Origin of the sequence: Aurantimicrobium minutum (assembly GCF_029894165.1) — a bacterium.
GTDB lineage: Bacteria > Actinomycetota > Actinomycetes > Actinomycetales > Microbacteriaceae > Aurantimicrobium > Aurantimicrobium minutum_A.
On sequence record NZ_JARXXU010000001.1, the window covers coordinates 1,271,722 to 1,298,044 of the forward strand.

22 protein-coding genes and 3 tRNA genes are annotated in these 26,323 nt (G+C 54.9%); 11 read left to right on the forward strand and 14 right to left on the reverse strand.

Annotated features, from left to right (window positions below; all coding sequences use genetic code 11):
- Positions 1-15 precede the first annotated feature (15 nt).
- The 6 genes from M2119_RS06395 to zapE all read right to left on the reverse strand — a co-directional run bounded on the left by M2119_RS06395 (position 16) and on the right by zapE (position 4,177).
- A tRNA-Val gene (locus tag M2119_RS06395) sits at positions 16-87 on the reverse strand.
- A 24-nt stretch (positions 88-111) separates the two neighbouring features.
- A tRNA-Cys gene (locus M2119_RS06400) sits at positions 112-185 on the reverse strand.
- Between the two features lie 51 nt (positions 186-236).
- Positions 237-308: transfer RNA gene (locus M2119_RS06405), tRNA-Gly, on the reverse strand.
- Between the two features lie 70 nt (positions 309-378).
- Complete coding sequence (locus tag M2119_RS06410) at positions 379-1,626, reverse strand: ammonium transporter (protein WP_280804104.1); 1,248 nt, start codon at positions 1,624-1,626, stop codon at positions 379-381.
- A gap of 136 nt (positions 1,627-1,762) precedes the next feature.
- Positions 1,763-3,019, reverse strand: coding sequence for an ammonium transporter (locus tag M2119_RS06415; RefSeq protein ID WP_280804105.1), 1,257 nt, complete (start codon positions 3,017-3,019; stop codon positions 1,763-1,765).
- A 138-nt stretch (positions 3,020-3,157) separates the two neighbouring features.
- Positions 3,158-4,177: a cell division protein ZapE gene (zapE, locus tag M2119_RS06420; RefSeq protein WP_280804106.1), complete on the reverse strand. Its 1,020-nt coding sequence runs from the start codon at positions 4,175-4,177 to the stop codon at positions 3,158-3,160.
- A 153-nt stretch (positions 4,178-4,330) separates the two neighbouring features.
- On the opposite strand from zapE, the gene M2119_RS06425 reads away from it, so the two are divergent.
- From M2119_RS06425 to M2119_RS06455, 7 genes are all read left to right on the forward strand, one after another.
- Positions 4,331-5,221, forward strand: a complete 891-nt coding sequence (locus M2119_RS06425) for a sulfurtransferase (protein WP_280804107.1) — start codon at positions 4,331-4,333, stop codon at positions 5,219-5,221.
- 88 nt (positions 5,222-5,309) lie between these two features.
- Complete coding sequence (locus M2119_RS06430; protein WP_280804109.1) at positions 5,310-5,741, forward strand: SufE family protein; 432 nt, start codon at positions 5,310-5,312, stop codon at positions 5,739-5,741.
- Positions 5,741-6,322 carry a hypothetical protein gene (locus M2119_RS06435; RefSeq protein ID WP_280804110.1) on the forward strand — a complete coding sequence of 194 codons (582 nt, stop codon included), beginning with the start codon at positions 5,741-5,743 and terminating at the stop codon, positions 6,320-6,322. The genes M2119_RS06430 and M2119_RS06435 overlap by 1 nt, the downstream gene beginning before the upstream one ends.
- Before the next feature lie 20 nt (positions 6,323-6,342).
- A complete protein-coding gene (locus M2119_RS06440) occupies positions 6,343-6,927 on the forward strand; it encodes a DUF3000 domain-containing protein (protein WP_280804111.1) in 585 nt (194 codons plus the stop codon).
- Entirely contained in the window at positions 6,920-8,116 is a 1,197-nt protein-coding gene (locus M2119_RS06445; protein WP_280804112.1) for a ribonuclease D, read from the forward strand. Before M2119_RS06440 ends, M2119_RS06445 begins: the two co-directional genes overlap by 8 nt.
- Positions 8,117-8,170: 54 nt before the next feature.
- Positions 8,171-9,388, forward strand: a complete 1,218-nt coding sequence (locus M2119_RS06450; RefSeq protein WP_280804113.1) for a thiolase family protein — start codon at positions 8,171-8,173, stop codon at positions 9,386-9,388.
- Positions 9,388-11,523: a 3-hydroxyacyl-CoA dehydrogenase NAD-binding domain-containing protein gene (locus M2119_RS06455; protein ID WP_280804114.1), complete on the forward strand. Its 2,136-nt coding sequence runs from the start codon at positions 9,388-9,390 to the stop codon at positions 11,521-11,523. Before M2119_RS06450 ends, M2119_RS06455 begins: the two co-directional genes overlap by 1 nt.
- A gap of 3 nt (positions 11,524-11,526) precedes the next feature.
- On the opposite strand, the gene dxs is transcribed toward M2119_RS06455, so the two are convergent.
- From dxs to dut, 5 genes are all read right to left on the reverse strand, one after another.
- The gene (gene dxs, locus M2119_RS06460) at positions 11,527-13,473 is read right to left on the reverse strand and encodes a 1-deoxy-D-xylulose-5-phosphate synthase (protein WP_280804115.1); all 1,947 of its coding nucleotides are present in this window, start codon (positions 13,471-13,473) and stop codon (positions 11,527-11,529) included.
- Positions 13,474-13,523: 50 nt separating this feature from the next.
- A complete protein-coding gene (acnA, locus tag M2119_RS06465; RefSeq protein ID WP_280804116.1) occupies positions 13,524-16,208 on the reverse strand; it encodes an aconitate hydratase AcnA in 2,685 nt (894 codons plus the stop codon).
- A 111-nt stretch (positions 16,209-16,319) separates the two neighbouring features.
- Complete coding sequence (locus M2119_RS06470; RefSeq protein WP_280804117.1) at positions 16,320-16,982, reverse strand: DUF3159 domain-containing protein; 663 nt, start codon at positions 16,980-16,982, stop codon at positions 16,320-16,322.
- Between the two features lie 2 nt (positions 16,983-16,984).
- Positions 16,985-17,584, reverse strand: coding sequence for a DUF3710 domain-containing protein (locus M2119_RS06475; RefSeq protein ID WP_280804118.1), 600 nt, complete (start codon positions 17,582-17,584; stop codon positions 16,985-16,987).
- Entirely contained in the window at positions 17,584-18,036 is a 453-nt protein-coding gene (dut, locus tag M2119_RS06480; protein ID WP_280804119.1) for a dUTP diphosphatase, read from the reverse strand. The genes M2119_RS06475 and dut overlap by 1 nt, the downstream gene beginning before the upstream one ends.
- A 39-nt stretch (positions 18,037-18,075) precedes the next feature.
- Here dut and M2119_RS06485 point away from each other — a divergent pair, with 39 nt between their 5' ends.
- Complete coding sequence (locus M2119_RS06485; protein ID WP_280804120.1) at positions 18,076-18,510, forward strand: DUF3093 domain-containing protein; 435 nt, start codon at positions 18,076-18,078, stop codon at positions 18,508-18,510.
- A 57-nt stretch (positions 18,511-18,567) separates the two neighbouring features.
- On the opposite strand, the gene M2119_RS06490 is transcribed toward M2119_RS06485, so the two are convergent.
- Positions 18,568-18,864, reverse strand: a complete 297-nt coding sequence (locus M2119_RS06490) for a DUF4193 domain-containing protein (protein ID WP_280804121.1) — start codon at positions 18,862-18,864, stop codon at positions 18,568-18,570.
- 204 nt (positions 18,865-19,068) lie between these two features.
- Here M2119_RS06490 and sepH point away from each other — a divergent pair, with 204 nt between their 5' ends.
- The gene (gene sepH / locus M2119_RS06495; protein ID WP_280804122.1) at positions 19,069-20,112 is read left to right on the forward strand and encodes a septation protein SepH; all 1,044 of its coding nucleotides are present in this window, start codon (positions 19,069-19,071) and stop codon (positions 20,110-20,112) included.
- On the opposite strand, the gene M2119_RS06500 is transcribed toward sepH, so the two are convergent.
- Positions 20,109-21,257 (reverse strand): alkaline phosphatase family protein, encoded by a 1,149-nt coding sequence (locus M2119_RS06500; RefSeq protein ID WP_280804123.1) that lies wholly within the window; start codon positions 21,255-21,257, stop codon positions 20,109-20,111. The two genes, sepH and M2119_RS06500, sit on opposite strands and share 4 nt — an antisense overlap.
- 75 nt (positions 21,258-21,332) lie before the next feature.
- On the opposite strand from M2119_RS06500, the gene M2119_RS06505 reads away from it, so the two are divergent.
- Positions 21,333-23,786: a DNA gyrase/topoisomerase IV subunit A gene (locus tag M2119_RS06505; protein ID WP_280804125.1), complete on the forward strand. Its 2,454-nt coding sequence runs from the start codon at positions 21,333-21,335 to the stop codon at positions 23,784-23,786.
- On the opposite strand, the gene M2119_RS06510 is transcribed toward M2119_RS06505, so the two are convergent.
- Positions 23,783-25,864 carry a DNA gyrase/topoisomerase IV subunit B gene (locus tag M2119_RS06510; protein ID WP_280804126.1) on the reverse strand — a complete coding sequence of 694 codons (2,082 nt, stop codon included), beginning with the start codon at positions 25,862-25,864 and terminating at the stop codon, positions 23,783-23,785. The two genes, M2119_RS06505 and M2119_RS06510, sit on opposite strands and share 4 nt — an antisense overlap.
- A 181-nt stretch (positions 25,865-26,045) precedes the next feature.
- On the opposite strand from M2119_RS06510, the gene M2119_RS06515 reads away from it, so the two are divergent.
- A complete protein-coding gene (locus tag M2119_RS06515; RefSeq protein WP_280804127.1) occupies positions 26,046-26,282 on the forward strand; it encodes a DUF7455 domain-containing protein in 237 nt (78 codons plus the stop codon).
- The last annotated feature ends 41 nt before the right edge of the window (positions 26,283-26,323 follow it).

The window sequence follows — 26,323 nt, forward strand, 5'->3', positions numbered from 1 at the left end:
TCCGAGGGTTTTCAGTGAGCGATACTGGGATCGAACCAGCGACCTCTTCCGTGTCAGGGAAGCGCGCTACCGCTGCGCCAATCGCTCAAAGCCACGTCCGAAAACGTGGTTTGGAGGTGGATACCGGATTCGAACCGGTGTGGACGGCTTTGCAGGCCGCTGCCTATCCTCTCGGCCAATCCACCGTAGGTGCTTTCACACACTAGATGAGTAAGTCTTAGGAATGACCACACTCGAGCGGATGACGAGATTCGAACTCGCGACCCTAACCTTGGCAAGGTTATGCGCTACCACTGCGCCACATCCGCGTTGCACTCTAATGAGTACTTTGGAACTTTATCGAGAAGTTACCTCGAACGCAAAACCTGACACGCAGGTTTAGTAGTCGTAGCCTTCTTCGCCGTGCATGACGCTATCGATACCGGCAAGTTCATCCTCGTTCCGAACACGGAATCCCATGGACTTATCGATAATCCAGCCGATGGCGAAGGAGAGCACGAAGGAATAGATCAGCACGCTGAACGATGCAATAGCTTGCTTACCCAGCTGGTCAAAGGATCCCGAGTACAGCAGTCCGACTTCGGTAGCAAAGAATCCCAGGAACAACGTTCCGATCAGTCCACCAACAAGGTGAATTCCCACAACGTCGAGGGAATCGTCAAAGCCAAATCTAAATTTCAATTCCACAGCCAGCGCACACAGCACACCAGTAATAAAACCGAGAACCAAGGCCCAGGTTGGTGTCAGATACGCACACGAAGGAGTAATGGCCACAAGCCCTGCTACCGCACCAGAAGCAGCACCCACAGAGGTTGCTTTACCGTCCTTGACTCGCTCCACGATCAGCCAGCCGATGATGCCGGCTGCAGGAGCAGCCATGGTGTTGATGAGAGAAATGGCGGCAATACCGTCTGCAGCAATGGCTGACCCAGAGTTAAACCCAAACCACCCAAACCACAGCAGGCCTGCACCTAACAGCACGAAGGGCACATTGTGTGGTTTGTGTATGCCCTTAGCAAAGCCGATCCGCTTTCCCAATACCAGAGCTAATGCCAACGCTGCGGCACCTGAGTTGATCTCTACTGCAGTACCTCCGGCGAAGTCTAGAGCGCCGACGTTGTAGACCAGCCAACCACCACTGACCATCTCACCGTCCACAATGGTGAAGTTGAAAATCCACGAGGCAACGGGGAAATACACCAGAGTTGCCCACACACCCGCGAAGACCATCCAAGCGCCGAACTTGGCTCGGTCGGCAATAGCGCCAGAGATGAGTGCAACGGTAATAATCGCGAAAGTGGCCTGGAAGGCCGCGAAAACCAAGGGGGGAACTGTTGCTCCGTCAGGGATCTCAATGAGGTTTTCAAGCCCAATGTGGGAAACATCAATACCGAAAACACCGGGAATACCGAAGAAGCTTGAGCTGTCATAGACAGGAAACGCAACCGCATAGCCATAAATAATCCAGAGCACGCCCACAATCGCCATCGAGCCGAAACTCAGCATCATCATGCTGATGACGCTCTTAGCGCGAACGAGACCGCCATAGAAGAAAGCGAGGGCTGGTGTCATCATCAGGACGAGAGCCGTGCTGATGATCAGAAAAGCGGTATTACCTGTATCCATGAGAGAACCTCCACAGGAGATTCAATGACACATGCGTTTCATCTGTGAAGCGAATATGTTTCGAACAGATTAACGCAGCCAGACCCTGCAGTACTCTGCAGGGTCTGGCGCTTGTGATTGTTTTTGCGTTGGAGGCTTACGCTTCCTGGAGCGAGTAACCCTCTTCACCGTGAACGATGGTGTCGATTCCGGCTAGTTCATCTTCATTCTTGATACGGAAGCCCATGGTCTTCTCAATGATGAGACCAATGATGTAGCTGAGTACGAAGGAGAAGATCAGGACGGTGAAGGCTGCAATAGCCTGCTTGCCGAGCTGGTCGAACGAACCAGAGAACAGGAGTCCCACGTCGGTTGCGAAGAATCCGAGGAACAGGGTTCCAATCAGACCACCGATGAGGTGGATACCCACTACATCGAGAGAGTCATCGAATCCGAACTTGAACTTGAGCTCGATAGCCATGGCGCAGAGTGCACCAGCAACCAAACCAAGAACGATGGCCCACATAGGAGTCAGAGATGCACATGCAGGGGTAATGGCCACCAGACCAGCAACCGCGCCAGAAGCCGCACCAACCGAAGTTGCCTTGCCTTCCTTGACACGCTCAACAACCAACCATCCGAGGACAGCAGCTGCAGGAGCAGCAATGGTGTTGATGAAGGCCAGCGACGCGATGCCATCAGCCGCAAGCTCGGAACCAGCGTTGAAACCGAACCAGCCGAACCACAGCAGACCTGCACCGAGCAAAACCAGAGGAACGTTGTGAGGCTTGTCAACGCCCTTAGCAAATCCGATGCGCTTGCCGAGAACCAATGCGAGTGCAAGAGCTGCAGCACCGGCATTGATGTGAACAGCGGTACCACCGGCAAAGTCAATCGCGCCGAGGTTGTAGGCGATCCATCCACCGTCTACGATTTTGCCGTCCACGATGGTGAAGTTGAATACCCACGATGCGACGGGGAAATACACAACAGTTGCCCAAATACCAGCGAAGACCAACCATGCACCAAACTTCGCACGGTCAGCAATGGAACCGCTGATCAGTGCCACGGTGATAATGGCGAACGTTGCCTGGAAAGCAGCGAAAGCAAGTGGTGGGAAGAACGCACCCTCAGGTGTCTCGAGGAGGCCTTCAAGACCGATGTAGGCGGTGTCAATACCAATTACGCCATCAATGCCGTAGAAGGTGTCCGTGCCATAGTTTGCAAATGCAATGGAGTAACCGTAGATAACCCAGAGCACGCCGATGAGTGCAAGTGAGCCAAAGCTCAGCATCATCATGCTGACGACACTCTTAGCCTTGACGAGACCGCCATAGAAGAATGCCAGGGCGGGGGTCATCAGGAGCACGAGTGCTGCGCTGATGAGTATAAAGGCGGTGTTGCCTTGATCCATTTCAACCTCTTTCACGAATGGTGACGGATGTTGCACCGTCTCTATTCATGAGTGTGAGGGGTGGGAGTTTCCGCACGAGTTCATTGAGGTGTCGTGCAGGTTACAAAATCACGTGTTGTGTTTCGTTCTGATTTCGCGTTAAGAGTTTGTCAGGGCGATCAATCGAGAGACGCAACGGAGATACTTCTTACGATAACCGCCGTGGACCATATCTCCGCCGAATACCTCAGACAGAGGAGTGCCAGAAGCGATGAGAGGGATCTGTGCGTCATAGACGCGGTCGATAAAGGCGACGAGACGCAGCGCATCTGTTTGATTCATAATGACGTGAACGTCACTCAGCGCGATCACGTCGATGCCTTCCAAGAGGCGAACATAAACAGAGGGATGCACGGTAGCAAGATGTGCCAGGAGTCCATCGAAGTTATCTTCCGTGACGAAATCCCCCACCTCCCGAGCGCTGCCAATCTGCGCAGCAAGTTCTGCAGGAGTGAGGACGCGAGAAATTCCCTCAGCCGTGCGCTGACGGTAGTCCGTACCGTCAATACGTAAGGTACGGAAGTTAGAGGCGAGGGCTTGAATTTCGCGGAGGAAATCTGCCGCCGCAAATCGACCCTCTCCTAAAGCGGCAGGAGGCGTATTACTCGTAGCTGCGATACGAGTGCCGCCGGCAACGAGCTCCCCCAGCATGCGGGTCATCATCATGGTGTCGCCCGGATCATCGAGTTCAAACTCATCAATACAGATCAAACTTGCACCTTTGAGCGCTTCGACTGCTTTGACATAGCCCAGCGCTCCGACGAGAGAGGTGTATTGCAAGAAGGTTCCAAAATACTTTTTACCTGAGGCAACGTTCCACGCAGCAGCGAGCAAGTGTGTTTTGCCCACACCGAAACCACCATCGAGGTACACGCCAGGGGGAAATTCTTCAACTTTCTTTGATCGCCCGAAAAGCTTGGCCTGCTTGATCACGGAGGTGTTTCGGCCCGCGAATTCTTCCAAGATCGTTCGTGCTTCTTCTTGGGAAGGGTAATCAGGATTCGGAATGTAGTTATCGAACCGGGCTTGCGTGAATTGAGGGGGTGGCACCAATGAGCTGACAATAGAACCCGCATCCAGGGTCGGATGGCGTTCAACTAGGGACAGGGCAGAAGTCATTGCCTGAAATATTCCTCAACATAAGCTACAAATTGGAGCAACGGGGTTGGCACAGTTCAGATGAGTACGTAGTCTCGAAGGTGCAGCACAAGCCTATTGGCAAAACCAAAACCCTCTTGTGTTGTCTTTCCCTTGAGATACGAAACTGGAGCCATGAGCGTACCCACTGATAGCAACGCAAAGTTCGCCGAATACGCACACCCCGAAGCAATCGTCAGCACAGAATGGCTGGCTGCCAATCTCACCAACCCAGATGTGGTTGTTGTGGAGTCTGATGAAGATGTTCTGCTCTATGAAATTGGGCATATTCCTGGTGCCGTCAAGATTGATTGGCACACTGACCTCAACGACCCTGTCCTCCGCGACTATGTCCACGGGGAAGCTTTTGCTGAACTTTTGAGCTCAAAGGGAATCACTCGGGATAGCACAGTCATTATTTACGGTGACAAAAGCAACTGGTGGGCAGCTTATGCACTCTGGGTTTTCAAGCTTTTCGGTCACGCCGACGTTCGCCTCCTGGACGGCGGCCGCGACAAGTGGATTGAAGAGGGACGCGAGCTCACATCAGAACAGCCTCCACTAACTCGGTCTTCCTACCCCGTCATTGAACGCAATGATGCTCCCATACGTGCTTTCCTGGCAGATACTCTGGCTCACATCGGCAAGCCCATGATTGATGTGCGGAGCGCAGAAGAGTACTCCGGAGAGCGAACCCACATGCCCGCCTACCCCGAAGAGGGAGCTCTTCGCGGTGGACACATCCCTGGAGCAGCAAGTGTTCCCTGGGCAAAAGCTGCGAATGAAGACAGCACGTTCAAGTCACGCGCCGAGCTCGAGGCTATTTACCTCGACGGTGCTGGCTTGAAGCCAGGTGACGACGTCATTGCCTACTGCCGCATTGGTGAGCGCTCGAGCCACACCTGGTTCGTCCTCAACTATCTCCTCGGCTTCACCGGTGTTCGTAACTATGACGGTTCCTGGACAGAGTGGGGTTCGGCTGTGCGCGTCCCCATCGTCAAAGGTGCGCTACCCGGTTCTCTCTAAGGACTAAGCAAGGTGGGAGTTGGCTTATGGCAACTCCCACCTTTCTTTATCCATCGAGATCTTGTGAACCTGAGAAGATAGAACCACCATGACTGATCTCCCTACTGTTCTTGCCCAAACCAAAGAAGATTTCCTCGATCTCGGCGACAAGGACAAAATCCAGCTGCTCATTGAATTTGCAGAGGAGCTGCCTGAACTCCCCGCTGAATATCAGGATCACCCTGAGCTGTTGGAAAAGGTCGAGGAATGTCAGTCTCCGGTTTATATCTTTGTTGACGTCACAGACGGGCTGGTTGCCGTGCACGCTACCGCACCGATCCAAGCTCCGACGACTCGTGGTTTTGCCAGCATTCTGGTTCAGGGGCTATCGGGCCTCAACGTTGAAGAAGCACTCGGGATACCAGATGACTTCCCCAGCACATTGGGCCTGAACACGCTGATTTCCCCCTTGCGTGTTCGCGGCATGACAGGAATGTTATGGCGTATGAAACGACAGATTCGCGAGAAAACATCCGCATAATGCTGGACAGCGCTGACAAGTCTGACCAGGCGCTCAGAGACATCTATGCCTGGCCCGACACACAGACTTTTAGACTCAACCTGCTAGCCACGCCAGATGGGATTGTAGGACCAGACGGCACTTCACATTCCCTGACGAATCCAGAAGACCGAAGAATCCTGCGCGCCATCCGAGCAGAAGCCGATGTGGTGATCGTCGGGGCAGAATCTGTCCGCACAGAAGGATGGTTCCTCCCCCCACACGGCAGGCTCATGGTCCTCTCCTCGACAGGATTTCTCCCTTGGGACACCTGTCCTGACTCCACCCGCGTGTTTGTGGCACCGAGCGCCTCCGCCATTGTCCATAACCTCGCGAAAACAGAAACACGCGTGTTATGTGAGGGCGGCCTCGAAACGGCGAAACTTATTGCAGAACGCATAGGTTTCGATGAGATTGCTCTTTCAACCACCGGTGACGATATCCCTCCGATGCTCAGCTTTCTCCACATCCAAGACGATTTTGCTCTCGCAAGCCAACTCATTAATTCTTTGCATCAGATGACTTTCCGTTATTGGCGGCGAGCCGTGGAGGGCCGCTCGTAGCTGGACTTTAGGGTCAGAGTGTGACTGATGAGCAGAGCCTTCCTGAGGCTTTCCGCCGTGCCGTGGAGAGCATCTCTGCAGTCTCTTTCCGTGACGAGCTCACCGTTCGAGAGATAACTTCACCAGCAGGTGTCGCTCCGTATAGCTTTGCTCTCGCTGCTGATGTCCTCATCGCTGAGCACGAACATGAATCTCAGCACGGTACAGGTCGCTTCATTTTGCTCTATGACCCCGAAGAACCAGAATCCTGGGGCGGTCCTTTCCGGGTCGTCGCCTATGCCCAGGCACCACTGGAAGCCGATATCGGACTGGACCCATTTTTAGCCAACGTCGCGTGGTCCTGGCTAGTGGACGCCTTAGAAAGTCGTGAAGCCCACTATTTCAACGCGTCGGGAACAGCAACCCGGATTCTTTCTTCTGGTTTTGGAGAATTAGCGGATGCTGGTGACGGCGCCCAGATTGAACTTCGCGCTTCATGGTCACCTGCCACACCCGAAATGGGCGATCAGGCTGATGCCTGGGGTGAGTTGTTGTGCATGTTGGCAGGGCTTCCCCCCACGGCCGATGCCGTGAGTCTCACCGCACGACGCAGGGAGCGTGGTTAGCGTTCGCGTTATCGCTTCTGCCGCAGAATTCCAGGAAGCCTGCGCCGTCATTGCAGCAGGCACAGGGCCTCTCGCCATTGATGCCGAACGAGCATCTGGTTTTACATACTCACAGCGCGCATACCTCATTCAGGTTCACCGCCGGGAAGCTGGAACATTCCTTTTCGACCCTCCTGCCATCGGGGACATGTCCGCGCTCTATGAACAAAATGCAGAACAAGAGTGGGTTCTGCATGCAGCAAGCCAGGATCTTGCCTGCTTACGCGAAGTGGGGATCACCCCCCAGCGCATTTTCGATACCGAACTTTCAGCACGGTTGTTGGGCATGGAACGTGTTGGTCTAGGCCCTGTCGTAGAGGCTTTATTGGGAATTCATCTTGCGAAAGAACATAGCGCGGCAGACTGGTCGACGAGGCCACTTCCTGAATCATGGCTCACCTACGCCGCCCTCGACGTTGAACTTCTTGTGGACGTTCGAGATGAAATTGAGAAGCTACTCACCGAAAGCAACAAGCTTGCCTGGGCGCACGAAGAATTCCAGGCAACACTCGACAAGCCCGAAAAACCTCTGAGCGCCGAACCGTGGCGACGTATCTCAGGTTTACACACGTTGCGCTCCCCCAAGCAGCTTGCAGTGGCACGCGCACTATGGAATGCCCGGGACGCTGTTGCACAAGCAAAAGATGTCTCCACAGGTCGACTTATTCCTGATGGATCTATCGTGGCCGCGGCACGAACCCACCTCACTTCCAAATCAGATTTGGCAAACCTCAAAGAGTTCAACGGCCGAGCAAGCCGCAGCATGATCGACACCTGGTGGGATGCCGTCCTGGTGGGACAGCAGGATGAGGAACTGCCTGTGATGCGCGTTCCCAGCGATACGCTTCCACCTCCACGTGCATGGGTCGATCGCAAGCCAGAAGCACTCGAACGCCTCCAGACAGCTCGCGAAAAACTCTCAGTTCATGCTGAGGAGCTCTCAATGCCCGTAGAAAACCTCCTCACACCGAGCATTTTGCGGGAACTTGCCTGGGCACCTCCTGAGCCCATCACGGTCGTCAGCGTGAGCGCAGCATTGAAGAAACATGGAGCCCGAGCGTGGCAAATTGCGCAAACATGTGCGCTGATTTCGAACGCGTTTGTGGAAGCAGACCAAAAACTCCCTGAGGAAGCTCCGGTTTCTTCGTAGGGTGTCACAGCGGGGTTTCACAGCAGAATCCCACGAATTAGCATCAAGATAGCAATGACGCATCGAGAGGACATCATGACTGCCGGAAATCGTGTCGTATTTGTCGACGGAGTGAGAACTCCTTTTGGACGTGCCGGCGAAAAGGGCATGTATTGGAATACCCGCGCTGACGATCTTGTCGTGAAAGCAATGTTGGGGCTTATCGAGCGAAACCCCACAGTTCCTCTCGACAAAATAGATGAAGTCGCCATTGCAGCAACAACCCAACAAGGCGACCAAGGTCTCACCCTTGGTCGCACAGCAGGTATTTTGGCCGGTCTCCCCCGTCACGTTCCTGGATATGCCATCGACCGCATGTGTGCCGGTGCAATGACTGCGGTTACGACGACCGCTGGCGGTATCGCGATGGGAGCATATGACATCGTTATTGCCGGTGGGGTCGAACACATGGGTCGCCACCCCATGGGCTTTGGCGCCGACCCGAACCCTCGATTCCTTTCTGAACGTATTGTGAGTGCCGATGCACTCAACATGGGTGCCACCGCAGAACGTCTCCATGATCGCTTTCCCGCACTTACCAAGGAGCGCGCAGATGCCTATGCACTGCGTTCCCAGCACAAGGTTGCTGCCGCATATGCTGCCGGACACATTCAGGCAGACCTGATTCCAGTCTCCGCAAAGACACCTGCCGGCTGGACCCTTGCCACTGTTGACGAAGCACCGCGTCCTGAAACCACACTGGAAGGTTTGGCTGGCTTGAAAACCCCATTCCGTTCACACGGAAGAGTTACTGCCGGTAATGCCAGTGGCTTGAATGACGGCGCGACGGTATGCATGCTGGCAAGTGAGCAGACTGCAACTGAGCTGGGCTTGAGTGTCAAAATGACGATGGTCTCTTTCGCCTTTGCCGGCGTAGAACCTGAAGTGATGGGTATCGGTCCCGTTCCCGCGACGGAAAAGGCTCTGCGCAAAGCGGGGCTGGAAATCTCAGACATTGGGTTGTTCGAAGTAAACGAAGCGTTTGCCGTTCAGGTGCTGGCATTCCTGGATCACTTTGGAATCGCAGATGATGACCCACGCGTCAACGAATACGGTGGCGCCATCGCATTGGGACACCCCTTGGCTAGCAGCGGGGTCCGCCTGATGATTCAACTTGCCCACCAATTCCAACGACACCCCGAAGTTCGCTACGGCATGACAACGATGTGTATTGGTCTTGGCCAAGGTGGCACAGTTATTTGGGAAAACCCACACTGGAACGGAGCCCGCTAATGTCGCAGTACGATTCCATTGATTTCACCGACCTCCTTGCCCTCAGTGACGCAGAGGTCGTGACGCACAGTTACGTGCATGATGTCCCCTTGCCCAGTGGCAAGGTTCTTGCCCTTGTCACACTGGACAATGGGATGGATTACAAGCGGCCCAACACCCTGGGTCCACAGAGCCTGCTCGAATTTGATCGCCTTCTCGTTACTCAAAGGGATCGTGCGGCAGCTGGAGAGATCCACGCAGTTGCCGTAACCGGCAAAGAATTCATCCTGGCAGCTGGTGCGGACCTCAGCCGCGTGAGCGCAGTCCCCAGTAAGGCCGTTGCGGTCAAGCTTGCCCAGCTTGGTCACCGTGCTCTGGGGCGTCTGGGGCAACTTGGTGTTCCTTCATTCGTCTTTATCAATGGCCTCGCACTGGGTGGCGGACTCGAGATCGCCCTCAATGCGGATTATCGAACCATTGATGCCAATGCCAGCGCAGTCGCCCTCCCCGAGGTGTTCCTAGGCCTCATTCCAGGCTGGGGTGGTGCGTACCTGCTTCCCAACCTGATCGGCATTGAAAATGCTCTCAAAGTGATCATTGAAAATCCTCTCAAGAACAACCGCATGCTCAAACCCCGAGATGCTCTGGAGCTTGGTATCGCAGACGCCATGTTTGGCTCCGCGCGCTTCTTAGAAGAGTCACTTCTCTGGGCGGACGCAGTCCTCAACGGGCAGCCCGTCTCACGCCCCAACCAGCCTGGCAAGATTGAACGCTTGGCTAAATGGAACATCGCCGTCAATATCGCGAGAAAGAGTGTCGAGGAGAAACTAGGGATGGTAGCAAAGTCCCCCTATCTCGCTCTTGAACTACTCGAGCAAGCACGTAAGGTCGACAAAGAGGCAGCTTTTGCTCGCGAAGACGAGGCAATTGCCAGTTTGATTGTCGGAGACCAATTCCACGCGTCAATGTATGCATTTGATTTGGTTCAAAAACGGGCGAAAAAGCCCGCTGGTGCTCCGGATTCGTCGCTTGCTCGCCCTGTTGGCAAGGTGGGAGTGATTGGGGCGGGACTGATGGCGCGCCAGTTTGCACTCCTCTTTGTGCGCAAGCTCAAAGTTCCTGTCGTGCTGACCGATATCAACCAAGACAAGCTTGACGAGGCGTTGGCCTACATCCACGCTGAAATTCAGGCCACCCACGACAAAGGTCGAATCAGTTCTGATGAAAACCAACGTCTTCAGGCACTCGTGAGCGGAACAACCAATCCTGCTGAATTCTCTGACGCTGATTGGGTGATTGAAGCAGTTTTTGAGGAACTCACTGTCAAACAGGATGTCTTCGCTGCCATTGAACAACATGTGTCTGAAGATGCCATTTTGGCCACCAACACTTCCAGCCTCTCTGTGGCCGAGATTGGTGCCAAGCTCTCCCACCCAGAACGTCTTGTTGGTTTCCACTTCTTCAACCCCGTAGCTGTGATGCCCCTGGTTGAGGTTGTTAACGCTCCTCAGACCAACGAGACAAGCCTTGCCACAGCCATGGCCGTGGCGAAGGAATTGGGCAAAACTGCCGTCATTACGACGGACTCCCCTGGTTTCGTGGTGAACCGCTTGTTAGCCCGTCTGCTGGGTGAAGCAATGCATGCAGTTGACCTCGGAACACCATTCAAAGTCGTGGATGAGTCTGTGGCACCTTTTGGCATGCCCATGGCACCGTTTGAGTTGCTTGACCTTGTCGGACTCAAGGTCGGTGCACACGTCTTAGACACCCACTTCGCGGCGTTTCCCGATCGTTTCTTCCGCAGCGATAACTTGCATAAGCTCGCCGAACACGGTTCTCTTATCGTGCGCGGACGCACCGACAAGATCACCGGTTACGACCGTGGTGCTGAAGCCATCGTGAAGGGCGGAACCACCCCGCTGACTGCTGAGGAGATTCGCTTGCGTATCGAGGATGGTCTCGCTGACGAAATTCACCGCATGTTGGAGGAAAAGGTTGTCTCGGCACCGGAAGATATCGATCTCTGCATGATCATGGGTGCGGGTTGGCCTTTCCAAATGGGTGGTGCAACACCATTCCTCGACCGTATCGGCGCAAGCCAGCGCGTGTTCGGGGGAACTTTCCACACCCCACTTATTGCAGGAACGAACGCTTAACGGTTAGTTGGAATCGGTTCGGAGCGACTGGTTCACTGAAGCTTCCTCGGGAAGTGGCCTGGCCACAGGGATTTTGCTTCCCAGAACCTGTGCAACCACATCTCGGGCAATGTCCTGTGCGGTGAGGCCTGCCTCAGCCAAAATCTCGTCACGTGTGGCGTGATCGAGGAATTCATCTGGAAGTCCAAGTTCATCAACGGCGGTGTCCACACCTGCACTGCGCAAATCTTGACGAATTCGGGTACCAATACCAGCAACACGAATACCGTCCTCAATCGTGATGACCAGGCGGTGGTCTCGCGCCATCTCGATGATGCTGGCGGGAACGGGAACAACCCACCGAGGGTCAACAACAGTGGCACCGATCCCCTGCTGCCCCAAACGTGCTGCAACGTCGAGACCCAATTTCGCAAAGGGGCCAATCGCCACAATCAGCACATCTTTGTGAGCGGCCTCGAGCAGAACGTCGACGCCATCCTCGCAGCGGCGCACAGCATCAATATCGGCGCTCACGGAGCCTCTGGGGAAGCGAACGACAGTAGGTGCGTCATGTACTGCAATTGCTTCTGCCAACTCCTCACGCAGGCGCGTAGCGTCGCGAGGGGCTGCCAGGCGAATGTGAGGCACAGTCTGCAGGATGGACAGATCCCACACGCCATGGTGGCTGGGACCGTCTGGGCCCGTCACACCAGCGCGGTCGAGAACAAAGGTCACGCCGGCCTTGTGGAGGGCAACATCCATCAGAATTTGATCAAAAGCGCGGTTCATGAATGTGGCATATAGCGCGACGACAGGATGCATGCCACCAAAAGCAAGTCCCGCAGCTGAGGTGACCGCATGCTGCTCGGCTATGCCGACGTCGATTACACGCTCAGGGAAACGCTCCTGAAGTTTGTGCAAACCGGTGGGACGGAGCATGGCGGCGGTAATGCCTACGATCTTGTCGTTACGTTCCGCCTGTGCAACGAGTTCTTCGGCAAAAACATCCGTCCAGCCCAGCGAAGTGGAAGTACTCAATGCTTTACCGGTTGCTGGGTCTATCTTCCCGACAGCATGGAATTGATCGTCGACGTCTTGGCGGGCAGGTTCATACCCTTTACCCTTTTCGGTAATCGCATGCACGATCACAGGTGCGCCATAGTTCTTGGCCTGCGTGAGAGCTGCTTCAAGCGCTTTGATGTCGTGGCCGTTGACCGGGCCTAAGTATTTGATATCTAGGTTGGCATAAAGGTCTTGGTTGTTGGTGAAACGACTGAGGAAGCCGTGCACACCGCCGCGCATACCGCGATAAAAGGCACGGGCATAAGGTCCCATTTTTGCAAACATGCGACTACTGGTGAAGTGGAGCTTGCGGTAGCTCGTGCGCGTGCGCATCTTGTCGAGGTAACGTGCCATTCCTCCAATAGTGGGGGCATAGCTTCGACCGTTGTCATTGACCACGATGATGAGGTTGCGCGCATTGTCGTGGCTGATGTTGTTGAGCGCTTCCCACGTCATACCACCGGTGAGAGAACCGTCGCCCACCACAGCAATGACATGACGATCAGTTTGACCGGTCATCGAATAGGCGCGTGAAATTCCATCTGCCCACGACAACGAGCTCGAGGCATGGGAACTTTCGACAATGTCGTGAATGGATTCAGAACGTTGAGGGTAACCAGCAAGACCCCCCTTTTCCCGCAGATGAGAAAAGTCTTGTCGACCAGTTAGAAGCTTGTGCACATAGGACTGGTGTCCTGTATCGAACACGATGGAGTCGTTGGGCGACTCAAAGACACGGTGAATAGCAATCGTCAGTTCCACGACACCTAAGTTGGGGCCGAGGTGTCCCCCAGAACGGGCCACTTCGCGCACCAAAAACTCCCGGATTTCTCCGGACAGTTCACTCAGTTCATCATGGCTGAGCTTGTCGAGGTCCCTGGGTCCGTGAACCGTTTCAAGAATTGCCATGCTGTGAGTCTATGAGCAATTGCTCAAGATTCGTGCTGTTAATCTCTCGACTAAGCGACAAGCGAACGCAGGACGTACTGGAGAATTCCACCGTTGCGGTAGTAATCAGCTTCACCAGGGGTGTCGATGCGCACTACTGCGTCAAATTCGATGGTCTTCTTCCCTGCGGGAGAGTTTTCCGACGGAATAGCCGTCACACGAACAGTCTTGGGCGTCACGCCGTTGTTGAGTTCCTCAACACCAGCGATGGAGACGATTTCAGTACCGTCAAGTCCCAACGAAGCCCAGCTCTGACCTGCGGGGAATTGAAGAGGAAGAACACCCATACCGATGAGGTTGGAGCGGTGAATACGCTCAAAGCTTTCGGTAATAACTGCTTTCACGCCAAGAAGAGCGGTTCCCTTAGCTGCCCAGTCACGAGATGAACCAGAACCATATTCTTTGCCACCAAAGATAACCAGAGGGGTTCCTGCAGCCTCATAGTTGGCACTGGCATCGTAGATGAAGGACTGAGGACCATCAGCCTGAGTGAAGTCGCGGGTGTAGCCACCCTCGACGCCATCGAGAAGCTGGTTCTTGAGACGGATGTTCGCGAAGGTTCCACGAATCATGACTTCATGGTTTCCACGACGAGAACCGTAGGAGTTGTAGTCCGCACGTGCAACTCCGTGCTGGTCGAGGTAGACAGCCGCAGGGGTGCCTGCCTTGATGTTTCCAGCTGGGGAGATGTGGTCGGTTGTCACCGAGTCACCCAGGGTTGCCAACACGCGAGCACCTGCAATGTCGGTTACTGGAGTGGTTTCTTTCTTCATGCCTTCGAAGTAAGGAGGCTTGCGGACATAGGTCGACTTGGCATCCCACTCGAATGTCGCACCAGTCGGAGTGGGCAGATTACGCCAGCGCTCATCACCGTTGAACACCGAGGAGTACTCGTGGTCAAACATGGCGGTGTCAATGGATTCTCCAATGACCTTCTCGACCTCAGCGGTGTCAGGCCAGATGTCCTTGAGGAAAACGGGGTTGCCATCGGAACCAGTTCCGAGTGCATCCTTTTCGAAATCGAAGTCCATGGATCCTGCAAGTGCATACGCGATAACAAGAGGGGGGCTTGCGAGGTAGTTCATCTTGACGTCGGGGCTGATACGACCCTCGAAGTTACGGTTACCGGAGAGAACTGCAGTTACGGCAAGGTCGTTGTTGTTAATGGCAGCAGAGATTTCGTCCTTGAGTGGACCCGAGTTACCGATGCAGGTCATGCAGCCATATCCAACAGGGTAGAAGCCAAGCTGGTCGAGGAAGGGAGTAACGCCTGCCTTTTCGTAGTAGTCGGTGACTACCTTGGAGCCGGGAGACAGGGTGGTCTTAACCCAAGGCTTCGTCTTGAGGCCTTTGTTGACGGCGTTACGAGCCAGGAGACCAGCTGCCAGCATGACCGAAGGGTTGGAGGTGTTGGTGCAGGAGGTGATCGCAGCGATGGTGACCGCACCGTTCTTGAGCTCGAAGGGCTCTCCCCCGTCAACACTGACGTTGACCGCGTCACCGTGAGTGTAGTTCTTCACATCTTCAGCGAACTGAGTCTGCGCTTTGGTCAGCTCAATGCGGTCCTGGGGACGCTTGGGACCAGAGATCGAAGGCACAACCGTCGAGAGATCAAGTTCCATATATTCAGAGAAGTTGGGCTCGTTCGAGGGATCGAACCAGAGACCCTGGGCCTTCGAATATGCCTCGACAAGAGCAACCTGCTCTTCAGAGCGGCCGGTCAAACGCAGGTAGTCCAGAGTGACGCTGTCCACAGGGAACATAGCTGCCGTAGAGCCAAACTCAGGGCTCATGTTACCGATGGTGGCACGGTTTGCCAGCGGAACGGAGGAAACACCGGGGCCGTAGAACTCGACGAACTTGCCCACGACGCCCTGCTTGCGCAGCATCTGGGTGATAGTCAACACGACGTCGGTTGCGGTTACACCAGTAGGGATGGAACCCGAGAGCTTAAAGCCCACTACCTTAGGGATGAGCATGGAAACAGGCTGACCAAGCATTGCTGCTTCGGCTTCGATGCCACCCACGCCCCAGCCCAGGACACCCAATCCATTGACCATGGTGGTGTGAGAGTCGGTACCCACACAGGTATCGGGGTAAGCCTGCAGCACGCCAGCAACTTCACGAGCCATCGTGACGCGTGCCAAATATTCAATATTGACCTGGTGGACGATACCGGTTCCGGGAGGAACAACCTTGAAATCATCGAAAGCAGTCTGGCCCCAGCGAAGGAACTGGTAGCGCTCACCGTTGCGCTCGTATTCGATTTCCACGTTCTTCTCGAGCGCATCGGCAGAACCATAGAGGTCTGCAATAACAGAGTGGTCGATTACTAACTCGGCAGGAGCGAGGGGATTAATCTTGGTGGGGTCTCCGCCGAGTTCGGTCACTGCCTCACGCATCGTGGCAAGGTCAACGACACACGGAACACCGGTGAAGTCCTGCATGATGACGCGAGCAGGAGTGAACTGAATTTCAGTGTCAGGTTCTGCAGAGGGAACCCAGCTTCCGAGAGCCTTGATCTGCTCTGCAGTGACGTTGGCGCCGTCTTCGGTGCGCAGCAGGTTCTCCAACAGAACCTTGAGGCTGTAGGGCAACTTGTCGTGACCTTCAACCGAATCCAAGCGGAAAATCTCGTAAGACTTTCCCGAGACGTCAAGAGTGCTCTTGGCTCCAAAGCTGTTTACTGCCGACACGTGCTGCTCCTCCACTAGGCGGATTACTCAGGGAATTAGTCCCCAATCTCGGTGAGGACCAAAAGTCTCTCGATATCAAGATATATCTTAGCGAGAAATTTGTGTAGTTCTTTATTTGGCGGGTGCTGTTTTTTCCCGGTAAAGAGAGCGCACAATCAGCCACGTCAGGGCTAAGACTGGAACGTACAACGGGAGACCTAAAACAAGTTTGGCCACACCCAGACCAGCAACATTGCCACTGGCATACAGCGGGTACTCAATAGCAAGACGCAGAACAAACATGAACAGCCACATCGCCGTAACGCCCGTATACACGCGCTTGTGGTGGCGGTTCTGTCGCCAGCTCGTTCCCTCTCCCCGTATGAGCCCCACCACAACACCGATAATGGGCCAGCCAACAAGGATGGAGATGAGGAACACAAGTCCGTACCCGGCGTTGGTGAGCATGCCCACCACGAAATTGTCTTCAGGTCTGTTCGACATCAAAGCCAGCACCGCAGAGGCAACGACGCCAGCGAGACCAACCAGAGCCTGCGTTGCAGCTTGACGGCGAATGAGGCGATATGCGGTAAAACACACAGACACTGCAACCGAGATGCCGATAGCCAACCAGGGGTTGAGCGTCAGCGAAAACGTGATCACAAAAACGAGTCCTGGAACAACCGTCTCGACAAGACCCAACACACCACCCATTGCCCGCCAGAGCGGGTGTGGGGCGCCTTCTTCAGGTTCTAATTGTGACGCGAGTCCCGCTAATCCTTTTTTGTCTGTCATGACTATCGCTGCGTGGGCGCGATACCAGAAGCTTGTTCAGGCACCCGCAAAGGGAGAAGCTCACGAGGAGGCATAGGCTGCTGTCCGCGAACGACGACAATGTCTCGGAAAAGTTCAACAAGCTTCGCGCCCTGTTCAGGGTCCTTTGCTGCCGGCCCGGCGATCACACCGCGGAGGAACCAGCGGGGCCCGTCCACACCAATGAAGCGAGCATCCTGCAACACGTGAGAACCCTCAACAACTGCGGGTACGCGACCCTGAAGTTCGGGACCAAGTTCGGTCAATGCTTCGGTGACAGTGCCACCCTGAGCAACAATTTGCTCTGCAAGCTGATTGCGCACCTCATGCCAAAGGCCTGATGAGCGGCTCGTGGAATATGCCTGGACCTGCAAAGTGGAGCCCAAGTAATCCATCCCCACTGCAACAACTCGACCAGATCCCTCTTCAACCTCGAGTCGGAGGTTAAGCCCCTCACGTGGGATGAGCTTGAGTGCACCGAGATCCACCCAGGGGCGAACACCGCTCACTTCGGACTCATCGTAGGGTCCGGTCGTTTCACGATCCGCGGGTGCGCTCTTGGCGTCAGATATAGGTCCGGACATTATTTACTCTCCGCGTGTGCTGCGAGCCCCGTGGATCCGAAACCGGAATCTCCACGTTCGCTCTCTGGAAGTTTTTCTACTGAAACAAATCGTGCCTGAGCACACGGCATCACAATCATTTGTGCGATGCGGTCACCGACAGCGATAGCGAATTCGTGGTCTGAATCCGTATTGAGCAAGGTTACTTTGATTTCTCCTCGATACCCCGCATCCACGGTGCCCGGCGAATTGACCACAGTAATTCCGTGCTTAGATGCAAGCCCTGAGCGGGGAACAATGAAAGAGACATATCCCGCCGGCAGGGCGATAGAAACTCCTGTGCCCACTGTTGCGCGCTGTCCTGGCGCGAGCACAAGTTGCTCGGCTGACGATAAATCAGCTCCTGCATCACCAGGGTGCGCATACACGGGAACGTTTTTTGCAGAAATGAGAACTTCAACTGTTTCGGCCACGTGTCGAGGGTAGCCCACAATCAGTGGTCGAATAGAGGTATGACAACGTTTCGCGAAGTATTACGTCCCTCTGCGTGGATGTACCTCATTGCAGCCTTCATGATTCCGACCACCATCTTGGTGCTGGCTCCTTTCAGCCTGACACTCGGAATCATCCTTTCTATCGTTGTCTACGTCGCTATCGTGATCCCCATGGTGACGACGTCTCCCGTCATTACGGTGACGGAGACAGAACTTCGTGTCGGTAAAGCACATATTTCCCGTGAACTCATCGGTGCGGTCAGCGCATACTCTGGTGATTATGCGGTCGCAGCACGCGGAACTCAGCTAGACGCCCGAGCATGGATCTTCTTGCGTGGATGGATTAACCCTGTTGTTCGCGTCGACATCACAGACTCCCACGATCCCACGCCCTACTGGCTCTTTTCCTCGCGGAAACCAGAGGAGCTGGTTGCAGCACTGCGTGCACGCTAACCATCTGATGTTAAACAACTCAGGCCGGGATTTCTCCCGGCCTGAGTTCGTTAAATCCTAGAAAGCACATTCCTTACAGACAGGACCGAGCTTCTCTTCGTGGTCAACCTGTGAGCGGTGCTTCACCAGGAAGCAGCTCACACACGTGAATTCGTCTTCCTGAGGTGGAAGCACGACAACGTCGAGTTCGAGATCAGACAAATCTGCGCCACCGAGCTCAAAACCACCAGGGTTGTCAGCGTCTTCAGCATCTACCGCGCCAGAGAGCTTGTCGGGGACACGCTCTTTGAGCGCTTCGATAGATTCAGTGTCGTCGTTGTCAGTTTTACGCGGTGCGTCGTAGTCAGTCGCCATGTGTATATCCCAAATTCATAGTCACCGGTTTTTCAAATCCCCCGGCGCGGACAGTTTGCCCCATAGACGACAGAAACACAAAAACCTCTGTGGCGTGTTGCCGTTGAGAAAACCAATAGGCCGGCACGCCCTGTTGCTGCAGGGAATTCTGTGAATTTCGTGGAATTCTCAATTCAACAGAATTTGGCCAAGGAGCACACTGTTATGCGAGAACTCAAAGTTGTCGATGTCGACGGAGCTACGCTCATCGTTTCTGGCGATGAGGGAGAAGAGTTTCGAGTCCTCGTGGACGAAACCTCTCTACGTCGCCTGCGTCACAAGCGTGACGAGTCTGATGGCCCTCGCGTCTCCCCCAAGGACATCCAGGCACACTTGCGTGCCGGTCTCTCCAATGACGAGATTGCTGCGTTAACTGGCGCCTCAATCGATCTCATCGAACGATTCGAAACTCCCGTCCTTGCCGAACGTGAATTCATCATTTCTTCTTCTCTTGCTGTACCGACACAAACAACCATAGAAACGGAGACGGGCTCACTGAGCACCGCGTTTGGCACGGTGATTACGCACCGGCTCCATGCTCTTCAGGCTTCTGGAGAACGATGGGCTACCTGGAAAGAAGATAACGGCAGCTGGATTGTGAAACTCGAATTCACGGCCAATGGCATCGACCACGACGCGCGCTGGTCATTTGAACCACGCAAGCGAACGCTGGCGCCTGTCAATAGTGATGCTTCTACCCTCTCTCAGCGTGGGGAACTGACAACCGGACTCATCCCCAAGCTCCGTGCCGTTGCGACAGAACAACGTGCAGACACTGCTCCCGCGGAAACCCTGGGTGACGAGGTAAACGCCACTTTCGAATTATCTGCTGTTCCGTCCGGAGTTTCTGAACTTATTCCTGAGGAAACCCGCGATCACAGCCCCACTGCTGACTTACTTGAAGCGCTGCGTAAGCGTCGAAATGACCGGGATACCACTCCGGCGTGGCTTCGTGATGAGGTCAGTAGTGCAACAGGACCTCAGAATGTTCCCAACGATGACACTGTGATTCGGGCGGAGACAGTTGATTTTGATGCCACCCTCAACTTCACAGAACCTTTTGAGCTTGACTCTCTAGCCGAGGCTCCTCAGGCCACGGGTGAGGTTAGCCGCAATGATTCCAAGCAGGTGGGTCGCAATGGGCGTCCCAGCATGCCCTCCTGGGACGACATTGTGTTCGGAACTCGCTCCGACGACGATCCGGCCTAGCTAAATCCGCCTGCCCGCAAAAGCGGAACCGTAAGTTCTGTTGCCGACATTCCACCGTGCTGGCCAATCATGGACCGACCTTTCAGCGCGGTGTCGCGGGCGTCATAGAAAACGACGTCTTTTCGAGCGAGAACCCAAATATCACCGATGCGTTCGACATTACCTTCAGAGATATTGCCCAACAGCCCTTGTGTCATGACGGTTTCTTTTGTCATGACCCAGGCAATACCGCCCATATCTTCTGTCCAAGCTGAGAGCACCCTAGCCTTTGTTTCTGAAGAGGCGTCTCGTTCAAAATAAAGCTGCAGACAGCGGGGTTCTCCCCCAACATCGGAAATGCCCTCTATCAAGCGAGGATCATCCCCGTACAACACATGTTTGTGGTCCGGGATATCTACGACCCCGTGGTCGGCTGTAATCAGAACACCTACATCATCAGGCAAAGAGGCCACCAAAGTTTTCAGCGCACTGTCGACTGATTCCAACAACATAGCCCAGTCTGAACTGGTCACCCCCTTGTTATGGGCACACTCATCAAGTTCCGAAATATACAGAACAATCAGTTGCGAACCAGGTTCACATACAAGTTTGCGCACCGCAGCAATGCGTTCATCGAGAGTTCGAGCCGGTACGTGGTTGGCACCATGGTGAATAAGCTTTGTCAACGGAGTATCAGCAAATCGTGGATGCGCGACAATAGCCGGTTGCATACCGGCCTCACGTGCGGCCACATAGAGGGGGGTAGCTCCCAGCCACTGGGCCGGGTCATGCAGGGAAGAAATTCCTGTCAGCTGATTGATCACCTGCCCCGTGGCAGGGTCCTTGATTCGATATCCCAACATGCCGTGTACACCCGGCATGGTCCCGGTTGTCAGGCTGGCCAGTGCTGAGGCGGTGGTGCTCGGAAACACAGTTTGAATGGTGTCCGCTTTGCCACCGAGAGCAGAAAGATAGCGCGCATGCGCAGATACCTGAGCGAGATTCTGCACTCCGAGACCGTCCACCACCACGACAACAACAGATCGAACTGACGGCAGATTCAACGTGTTAGGAAACGCTTGCGCACCCAACGCAGCAAAGCAACTTGGCAACACGTCGGCAAGGCTCGACTGGCCAGAATTGAGGCTCGGTAGCATGAGTGACATCGACGTCAGTCTGCCATAGTTGCGCCCCAAGCCAGTTGTGATTCTGACGTTCGGTTCGGACGAAAGTACACACCCATGGCCCCCACCTCTTCTTCGCCTGCTGCAATAGAACGCATCGATGATATTGATGTCTCTACGGAGATGCGGGACTCCTTCTTGGAGTATGCCTATTCGGTTATTTATTCCCGCGCACTGCCTGATGCGCGTGACGGCCTCAAGCCGGTTCAACGACGCATCTTGTTCATGATGAGTGAGATGGGGTTGCGTCCGGACAAAGGTCATGTGAAGTCCGCCCGTGTCGTCGGCGAAGTCATGGGGAAGTTGCATCCACATGGAGATGCGTCCATATATGACGCCTTGGTTCGTCTGGCTCAAGACTTTTCACTTCGCCTACCCCTCATCGATGGCCACGGAAACTTTGGCTCACTAGATGATGGCCCCGCAGCGGCCCGCTACACCGAAGCCCGACTTGCTGCCTCAGCCCTAGCCATGACAGCAAACCTGGATGAAGACGTCGTAGATTTCGTTCCCAACTACGACAACCAGTTCCAGCAGCCAGATGTTCTCCCCTCGGCATATCCGAACCTTTTGGTCAATGGGGCAAGCGGCATTGCGGTCGGTATGGCCACCAACATGGCTCCCCACAACCTCATTGAGGTAGTTGAAGCATCCATCCACCTCCTCCGCAATCCGCAGGCGTCGCTGGATGAACTGATGGCTTTTGTTCCAGGGCCGGATTTGCCCAGTGGTGGCATCATCATGGGTCTTGATGGAATACGGGAAGCCTACGAAACAGGACGTGGAAGTTTCCGCACCCGCGCCCGTGTGAGTATCGGCAGTATTTCCCCGCGAAAAACCGGAATCACAGTGACTGAGCTTCCCTACCTTGTCGGGCCGGAGAAGGTCATCGACAAAATCAAGGATGGTGTGACGAGCAAAAAGCTCAGTGGTATTTCCAACGTCATCGACTTGACTGACCGACACCACGGCCTCAAACTCGTTATCGAAATCAAAACTGGTTTTGATCCAGAGGCTGTCCTTGAACAGCTCTACCGCTACACCCCCCTCGAAGACTCGTTCAGTATCAACAACGTCGCTCTCGTCAACGGTGGTCCCCAAACCATGGGTTTGCGGGAAATGCTGTCGGTGTATGTGGATCACCGCAAGCAGGTCGTACTGCGCCGCTCCCAGCATCGACTGCGCAAACGTCAAGAACGACTTCACTTGGTCGATGGGCTACTCATTGCCATCGTAGATATTGACGACGTCATCCAGCTGATCCGCCACAGTGATGACACGGAGCAAGCACGTGCACGTCTGATGGATGTTTTTGAACTGTCCATCGCGCAAGCCGATTACATCTTGGAATTGCGTCTGCGTCGACTCACTAAATTCTCACGGGTTGAGTTAGAGGCTGAAGCAGACTCGCTCCGCAAGGAAATTGCTGCCCTGGAAGCAATTTTGGCCAGCGACAGCAAACTCATCAATGTCGTTGCAGATGAACTTGCAGAAGTCTCGCGCACGCTGGGCACACCCCGCCGCACGGTGCTGTCCACCTCAACCGTGGCCCCGACAACTACCGCGGCTCGCGTTGCCGCTGCACAACCAGCTGCGTTGCAGCTCGAGGACACTCCTTGTCGAATTCTTCTCTCGGCCAGCGGCCGTTTAGCTCGCGTCGACTTGGGAGAGCCCACCGATGAGATTAGCCAGGGAACACATCGCACAGCACATGACGGCATCGTGGCTAACGTGGTCACCACGCGCCGCGGACAACTCGGTGCGGTGACGAACACTGGTCGTCTCGTCCACTTCTCCCCCGTCTCACTTCCAGGAGTTCCCGCCTCGAGCGTCTCCTTAGCTGCTGCGGTCAACGCGGGCGACTACATCGAATTCGAGTCCGGCGAAAAGATTATTGGGCTCGTCACACTCGGGGGGGACACGACCTATGCCCTGGGAACCGCAGAAGGCGTGGTTAAACGTATTCAAGCTGATGCATTCCCCGTAAAGTCTGGAAACACCATCATCAGCCTGAAGGATTCTGACCGTGTGGTTGGTGTGGCACCCGCTGCGGAAACCGATGAACTTGTCTTCATCACCTCTGATGCTCAACTCCTCCACTTCACTGCTGACGCTGTACGTCCACAGGGCGCCACAGCTGGAGGCATGGCAGGCGTTCGTGTCACGGACGGATCTCAGGTCATCTTCTTTGGTGCAACACCGCAGGAAGGCGCCCAGGTGGTCACGGTGTCCACGAGCCTCAACACCCTGCTGGGCACCGATGCTGGCCGAGCAAAGATTTCGGCACTGACGGAATTCCCCGCTAAGGGCCGCGGGACAGGCGGTGTGCGTGCACAAACGCTCCTCAAGGGCGAAGATGCGCTTGCCGTGGGCTGGGTAGGTGTGGGCACACCTCGTGCGTCGGCACTCGATGGCATGCCGAGAGAACTTCCCGCAGAACGTGCCAAGCGCGACGCTTCTGGCACGCTACTGGACGGTGACGTTGCCTTCGTTGCAGCAGCAGTGAACTAAACGTCGATGCGGTCGCGGGTCATCCCCGCTGAACCTTCAATGATGAAGTCTCGCCGTGGGCCAACGTCGTTGCCCATCAGCAACTCGAAGACGGTGTCTGCCATGGCGGCATCTTCCACCCGAACACGGCGCAACGTGCGCGCAGCGCGATCCATCGTTGTCGTTGCGAGCTGGTCAGCATCCATCTCACCCAGACCCTTGTAACGCTGAATAGGTTCTTGGTAGCGCTTGCCTGATTTGGCGAGTCCAGCCAGAACGGATTGAAGCTCTGCTTCGGAGTAGGTGTAAACAGTCTCGTTGGGCTTCGTTCCCGGGTTGAGCACAACCACACGGTGCAGAGGTGGAACGGCGGCAAAAACCCGTCCAGCCTCAATGAGGGGACGCATGTAGCGGAAGAACAACGTCAGCAACAGGGTACGAATATGGGCACCATCAACATCGGCATCCGACATCAGTATGACCTTGCCATAGCGGGCAGCATCAAGGTCAAAACTGCGACCAGAGCCCGCTCCAATGACCTGAATGATCGAAGCGCACTCGGTGTTGTTGAGCATGTCGGAAACAGAGGCCTTCTGCACGTTAAGGATTTTTCCTCGAATCGGCAAAAGTGCTTGATATTCACTATTGCGAGCCAGCTTGGCCGTGCCCAGCGCGGAGTCACCCTCCACGATAAACAGTTCGGAATGTTCCACATCGTTGCTGCGGCAGTCCACAAGCTTGGCGGGCAGGCTCGACGTTTCTAGCGCATTCTTGCGTCGTTGAGTTTCCTTGTGTGTCCGAGCAGAGATTCTGCTCTTCATTTCGGAAACAATCTTCTCTAGTAACAGCGAAGATTGTGACTTGTCATCGCGCTTGGTGGAAGTGAGACGCGCCGTGAGTTGTTTCTGCACGACGGAGGCAACAATGGCTTTGACAGCAGGGGTACCCAGAACTTCTTTGGTCTGCCCTTCGAACTGCGGCTCAGGAACACGAACAGTCACAACAGCAGTCAATCCGGCGAGAACATCGTCCTTTTCGACCTTGTCGTTTCCAGCCTTGAGCTTGCGAGAATTTGCATCAACCTGGGCACGGATTACTTTGAGCAAAGCCTGTTCGAAGCCCTGTTGGTGGGTTCCACCCTTGGGCGTGGAAATGATATTTACAAAGCTATTGACGGCGGTGTCATAACCGGTGCCCCAGCGCAATGCAATATCTACGCCACAACTGCGTTCAACCTCTGCCAAGGTCATGTTGCCGTCAGTACCGAGGACTGGAACAGTCTCCGTGAAGTTCCCTTCACCGGTCAGACGCCACGTGTCCGTCACGGCGTTGTCAGGAGCCAAGTAATCGGCGAATTCACTAATTCCGCCGGAGAACTTGAAAGCAGAAACGAGTGTTTCAGGTCCCCGCTCATCCGTGATCTGCATTTCCAGGCCTGGGACCAAAAAGGCGGTTTGCCTAGCCCGGGCAGCTAAGTCCTCTGTTTGGAAGGTGGCTCCGGGAGTGAAGATTTGTTGATCTGCCCAATAACGCACGCGAGTACCGGTGACACCCTTGGCAACTTTGCCCTTGATTGTGAGCGTGCTGCCATCTTCAAAAGGTGTGAAGGGATTGTTCGGTGCAATTCCTTTGCTGTCATCGAACACACCCGGTTCACCGCGACGAAAGGACATCGCCCAGATCTTTCCATCTCGATCGACCTCAACATCCAGTCGTTCCGACAGAGCATTTACAACAGAGGCCCCCACCCCGTGGAGACCACCGGAGGCAGCGTATGAACCAGAGCCGAATTTTCCACCGGCGTGCAATTTCGTGAACACTACTTCCACACCGGTGAGCCCCGTTTTGGGTTCCACATCCACGGGAATACCACGAGCCTTGTCTCGTACTTCCACGCTGGAATCTTTGTGGAGCTGAATCTCGATGGTGCTGCCGTGTCCCCCGAGCGCTTCATCTACGGAGTTATCAATGATTTCCCACAGACAATGCATGAGGCCACGTGAGTCGGTAGTACCGATATACATACCGGGACGCTTACGAACCGCTTCAAGTCCTTCAAGAACGGACAGATGGCGAGCGGAATACTCAGATGAACTCACGCGACTCCTCAATTACTTCGTGGCGCTCTTGAACAGTAGTTTGTTTGGGGCCAATCAGCCCGGAGGCACGCGTCACCTTACTGATACGCGGTCAGCGAAATACCTACACAACTCGGCATTATTCCCAGCGGTTCATGGTTATATGTCATCAGTAGTTCTTTACACACCCAAGGAGCAAAAGATGACCACAGCAACGACTGAGGCTGCACCAACCGGGGCCCAGAACGAACTGACCGGCCTAGACCGCTGCGACAGCTGTGGTGCACAGGCATATGTTCGCGCAACCATGCCCGCCGGGGGCGTGCTCCTATTCTGCGCACACCACGCCACCAAACACCGTGACAAGCTCACTGGTCTCGGCGCAGAGTGGCATGATGAAACTGCGAAGCTACACGCAGCAAACGATCGCTCGATCTAACACTTACGACTTAACTCGTTCAGGCCCGGAAATTCTTCCGG

Excerpts from the sequence above, each read along its gene's own strand:
- M2119_RS06410 (WP_280804104.1), bottom strand. The coding sequence starts at position 1,626 with ATGGATACAGGTAATACCGCTTTTCTGATCATCAGCACGGCTCTCGTC.
- M2119_RS06415 (WP_280804105.1), bottom strand. The coding sequence starts at position 3,019 with ATGGATCAAGGCAACACCGCCTTTATACTCATCAGCGCAGCACTCGTG.
- zapE (WP_280804106.1), bottom strand. The coding sequence starts at position 4,177 with ATGACTTCTGCCCTGTCCCTAGTTGAACGCCATCCGACCCTGGATGCG.
- M2119_RS06425 (WP_280804107.1), top strand. The coding sequence starts at position 4,331 with ATGAGCGTACCCACTGATAGCAACGCAAAGTTCGCCGAATACGCACAC.
- M2119_RS06430 (WP_280804109.1), top strand. The coding sequence starts at position 5,310 with ATGACTGATCTCCCTACTGTTCTTGCCCAAACCAAAGAAGATTTCCTC.
- M2119_RS06435 (WP_280804110.1), top strand. The coding sequence starts at position 5,741 with ATGCTGGACAGCGCTGACAAGTCTGACCAGGCGCTCAGAGACATCTAT.
- M2119_RS06450 (WP_280804113.1), top strand. The coding sequence starts at position 8,171 with ATGACGCATCGAGAGGACATCATGACTGCCGGAAATCGTGTCGTATTT.
- M2119_RS06455 (WP_280804114.1), top strand. The coding sequence starts at position 9,388 with ATGTCGCAGTACGATTCCATTGATTTCACCGACCTCCTTGCCCTCAGT.
- dxs (WP_280804115.1), bottom strand. The coding sequence starts at position 13,473 with ATGGCAATTCTTGAAACGGTTCACGGACCCAGGGACCTCGACAAGCTC.
- M2119_RS06470 (WP_280804117.1), bottom strand. The coding sequence starts at position 16,982 with ATGACAGACAAAAAAGGATTAGCGGGACTCGCGTCACAATTAGAACCT.
- M2119_RS06475 (WP_280804118.1), bottom strand. The coding sequence starts at position 17,584 with ATGTCCGGACCTATATCTGACGCCAAGAGCGCACCCGCGGATCGTGAA.
- M2119_RS06485 (WP_280804120.1), top strand. The coding sequence starts at position 18,076 with ATGACAACGTTTCGCGAAGTATTACGTCCCTCTGCGTGGATGTACCTC.
- M2119_RS06490 (WP_280804121.1), bottom strand. The coding sequence starts at position 18,864 with ATGGCGACTGACTACGACGCACCGCGTAAAACTGACAACGACGACACT.
- sepH (WP_280804122.1), top strand. The coding sequence starts at position 19,069 with ATGCGAGAACTCAAAGTTGTCGATGTCGACGGAGCTACGCTCATCGTT.
- M2119_RS06500 (WP_280804123.1), bottom strand. The coding sequence starts at position 21,257 with ATGTCACTCATGCTACCGAGCCTCAATTCTGGCCAGTCGAGCCTTGCC.
- M2119_RS06505 (WP_280804125.1), top strand. The coding sequence starts at position 21,333 with ATGGCCCCCACCTCTTCTTCGCCTGCTGCAATAGAACGCATCGATGAT.
- M2119_RS06515 (WP_280804127.1), top strand. The coding sequence starts at position 26,046 with ATGACCACAGCAACGACTGAGGCTGCACCAACCGGGGCCCAGAACGAA.